Here is a 3657-nt window from a genome sequence, read left to right as displayed (position 1 = left end):
GCACGCCCCCCGAGGTGCAGCCCGACATGGAGCCCGCAGCCGCGGCCGCCCAGCAGCAGGACTACTACGCCACGGCGGGCTACGGCCAGGAGGCGTACGGCTACCAGCAGCCGCAGCAGTACGCCCAGCAGCAGGACCCCTACGGCTACGGCTGGCAGCAGCAGGCCCCGCAGCAGGGGTACGACCCCGCCGCGTACGTCCCGCAGCAGGTCCAGCAGTTCCCGCACGGCGAGCAGCCGCACCATCAGGGACAGCAGCCCCAGCACCACGGGCAGCAGCCCGCCGCCCTGGACGAGACCAGCCTCTTCGACACCAGCATGATCGACCTCGACCAGCTGCGGCAGTACGAGCAGGGGCACTGACCCGCGCAGGGCCGGGCGCCGGCGCGCGCAAGGTCAGCGGTGCCGGGGGCACCGGCCGCGGATTGGGTCAATCGCGACCCGTCCAGTATCCTGGCTGTTCGGTCGCGCATACGTCCGCGATCTGTGCTGCCCGACGACCGCCCCGTGCGGCGCCGGCAGCCGTACCGCCGTAGAAAGCAGGAAGCCATCAACGCCCGCCTCGACCACCGTTCTCCGCTCGTGTTCGATACACGCGAGCTGGGCCGGCGTCCCGGTGCGATGAAGAAGGTGTCCCGCTCCGTCGAGGCCCCCTCGGACCTCGGCAACGAGGTCATCGGCGTGCCCGAGGGTGCGCCGGTGGAGCTCGACCTCCGCCTGGAGTCGGTCATGGACGGGGTGCTTGTCACAGGCACCGCCCGTGCATCCGTGACAGGGGAGTGCGTAAGGTGTCTGGAGCCGCTAGAGCGTGAGCTCGACGCGGACTTCCAGGAGATGTTCTCCTACCCCGACGCCGATGCCCGGGTCCGCGAAGCGGACGCAGGCGACGACGCCGAGGACGAGGAGGACACCCTCTTCCTCGAGGACGACCTGTTCGACCTCGAACCCGTGCTGCGCGATGCGGTAGTGCTCGCACTGCCGATGCAGCCGGTGTGCCAGGACGACTGTCCGGGCCTGTGCTCCGAGTGTGGAGCCCGGCTCGCGGACGACCCGGACCACCATCACGATGCCGTCGACATCCGTTGGGCGGCACTGCAGGGACTCGCCGGATCCATCCAGGACGGCGAGAAGGACAACATGGGCGGCGCCGATGCGGGCGTCGACGAGAAGCAGGAGAAGTAGCCGTGGCTGTTCCGAAGCGGAAGATGTCGCGCAGCAACACGCGCCACCGCCGGTCGCAGTGGAAGGCTGCGGTCCCCACCCTGGTGGCATGCAGCAGCTGCCACGAGCCGAAGCAGCAGCACATCGCGTGCCCCGCTTGCGGCACCTACAACAAGCGCCAGGTCCTCGAGGTCTGAGCGGCTGGTGACGGGCTCTATGTCAGACGCTGATTCGTCGAAGAACTCCTCGAAGACTCCGTCTGCGGACACGGCCTCGTCCCACACGCTTCTGGAAGGGCGGCTCGGGTACAAGCTCGAGTCCGCCCTTCTGGTGCGTGCGCTGACGCACCGCAGTTACGCATACGAGAACGGCGGGCTGCCCACCAACGAACGGCTGGAGTTCCTCGGGGACTCCGTCCTGGGCCTGGTGGTCACCGACACGCTGTACCGCATCCACCCCGACCTGCCCGAAGGCCAGCTGGCCAAGCTGCGGGCCGCGGTGGTCAACTCGCGTGCGCTCGCCGAGGTGGGCCGCGGCCTGGACCTCGGTGCCTTCATCCGGCTCGGCCGGGGTGAAGAAGGTACCGGCGGCCGGGACAAGGCATCCATCCTCGCCGACACACTCGAAGCGGTCATCGGCGCGGTCTATCTGGACCAGGGCCTCGACGCGGCCTCCGAACTGGTACACCGCCTGTTCGACCCGCTGATCGAGAAGTCCTCCAGCCTCGGCGCCGGCCTGGACTGGAAGACCAGCCTCCAGGAACTGACCGCAACCGAAGGACTCGGGGTCCCGGAATACCTGGTCACGGAGACCGGCCCGGACCACGAGAAGACCTTCACTGCTGCCGCCCGCGTCGGTGGTGTCTCGTACGGCACCGGCACCGGCCGCAGCAAGAAGGAAGCCGAGCAGCAGGCGGCGGAGTCCGCCTGGCGGGAGATCCGCGCGGCGGCGGACGCGACGGCCAAGGCCGCCACGGAAGCCACTACGGAAACCGCCACGGAAGCCGCCACCGGCGGCCCCGCGAGCTGAATGCGCGCCGCGTGCCTCGCGCACGCGGGTCCCCGCCCGACCACCCCTTCACAGGGGCAGGACGGGCGGGGTTTCCTTTTCCCGGCGCTTGGAACCCGCTCCGTCACAGCGCCCCCACCGGACACATCTGCCCTCCCGAGGAGATCCCTTGCCCGAGCTGCCCGAGGTCGAGGTCGTACGGCGCGGTCTGGAGCGCTGGGTCAGCGGCCGCACGATCGACACGGTGGAGGTCCTGCACCCCCGGGCGGTGCGCCGCCACACGGCGGGCGGCGCGGACTTCGCCGCACAGCTGGCCGGCCACCGCGTGGGCGAGGCCCGCCGCCGCGGAAAGTACCTGTGGCTGCCGCTCGCCGGTGACCTCTCGGTACTGGCCCACCTCGGCATGAGCGGCCAGCTCCTGGTCCAGCCGCAGGACGTCCCCGACGAGAAGCACCTCCGCGTCCGCATCCGCTTCACGGACGCGGCGAACGTACCGGACGCGTCGCCCGCGGCCCCCGGTGTCGCGCCCGCCGACGACCTCCCCGCGGACACGGTCGACACCGAACTCCGCTTCGTCGACCAGCGCACCTTCGGCGGTCTCTCCCTCCACCCCACCGTCCCCGGTGACCCCGACGGCCTCCCCGACGTGATCGCCCACATCGCGCGCGACCCCCTCGACGCGGCCTTCGACGACGCCGCGTTCCACGAAGCGCTGCGCCGCCGCCGTACGACGATCAAGCGCGCGCTCCTGGACCAGTCCTTGATCAGCGGCGTCGGCAACATCTACGCCGACGAGGCCCTCTGGCGCGCGAGGCTCCACTACGACCGCCCCACGGCCACCCTCACCCGCCCCCGCACCACCGAGCTCCTCGGCCACATCCGCGACGTCATGACCGCGGCCCTCGCCGTCGGCGGCACCAGCTTCGACAGCCTCTACGTCAACGTCAACGGCGAATCCGGCTACTTCGAACGCTCCCTGGACGCCTACGGCCGCGAAGACGAACCCTGCCGCCGCTGCACGACCCCCATCCGCCGCCGCCCCTGGATGAACCGGTCGAGCTATTACTGCCCGCGGTGCCAGCGGGTGCCTCGGGTGCGCTAGGGCCCGGCGCGCTCAGAACCCGAAGTCCTGGGTCCACCAAGGGCCCGTCGGGGACTGCTGGAGGCCGACGCCGAGGGTTCGGTAGGTGCAGTTGAGGATGTTGGCGCGGTGGCCGGGGCTGTTCATCCAGGAGGCCATGACGGCCTTGGGGGTGGTCTGGCCGCGGGCGATGTTCTCGCCGCCGAGGCCGGTGATGCCGGCGGTCTTCGCGCGGTCCCAGGGGGTGGCGCCGTCCGGGTCGGTGTGGGCGAAGAAGTCGCGGCGGGCCATGTCCTCGCTGAATGACTGCGCCAGGTCGGTGAGGGCCGGGTCCGCGGTGAGCGGGGCGCAGCCCGCTTTGTCGCGTTCCTTGTTGACGAGGGAGAGGATCTGGGCGGGGGCGGAGGA

5 protein-coding genes and 1 pseudogene are annotated in these 3657 nt (G+C 70.8%); 5 read left to right on the top strand and 1 reads right to left on the bottom strand.

The genetic code is table 11. The annotated features are described in order from the left end of the window. The 5 genes and pseudogenes from CCS38_RS03250 to mutM all read left to right on the top strand — a co-directional run. A pseudogene (locus tag CCS38_RS03250) lies at positions 1-362 on the top strand (cell division initiation protein); the annotation flags it as partial. A gap of 186 nt (positions 363-548) precedes the next feature. After that, on the top strand, positions 549-1181 hold the full coding sequence (locus CCS38_RS03245) for a YceD family protein (protein WP_223731655.1): 633 nt from the start codon (positions 549-551) through the stop codon (positions 1179-1181). A 2-nt stretch (positions 1182-1183) separates the two neighbouring features. Next, a complete protein-coding gene (gene rpmF / locus CCS38_RS03240) occupies positions 1184-1357 on the top strand; it encodes a 50S ribosomal protein L32 (protein ID WP_030267069.1) in 174 nt (57 codons plus the stop codon). A gap of 19 nt (positions 1358-1376) precedes the next feature. Then, a complete protein-coding gene (gene rnc / locus CCS38_RS03235; protein WP_223731654.1) occupies positions 1377-2189 on the top strand; it encodes a ribonuclease III in 813 nt (270 codons plus the stop codon). A gap of 148 nt (positions 2190-2337) precedes the next feature. After that, positions 2338-3270 carry a bifunctional DNA-formamidopyrimidine glycosylase/DNA-(apurinic or apyrimidinic site) lyase gene (mutM, locus tag CCS38_RS03230; RefSeq protein ID WP_223731653.1) on the top strand — a complete coding sequence of 311 codons (933 nt, stop codon included), beginning with the start codon at positions 2338-2340 and terminating at the stop codon, positions 3268-3270. 12 nt (positions 3271-3282) lie between these two features. Here mutM and CCS38_RS03225 read toward each other — a convergent pair. Next, on the bottom strand, positions 3283-3657 hold a 375-nt coding region (locus CCS38_RS03225), incomplete at its 5' end, for a CAP domain-containing protein (RefSeq protein WP_223731652.1).

Origin of the sequence: Streptomyces purpurogeneiscleroticus, assembly GCF_020024005.1 — a bacterium.
Classification (GTDB): domain Bacteria; phylum Actinomycetota; class Actinomycetes; order Streptomycetales; family Streptomycetaceae; genus Streptomyces; species Streptomyces purpurogeneiscleroticus.
This window is presented reverse-complemented; position numbering and strand designations above follow the sequence as displayed.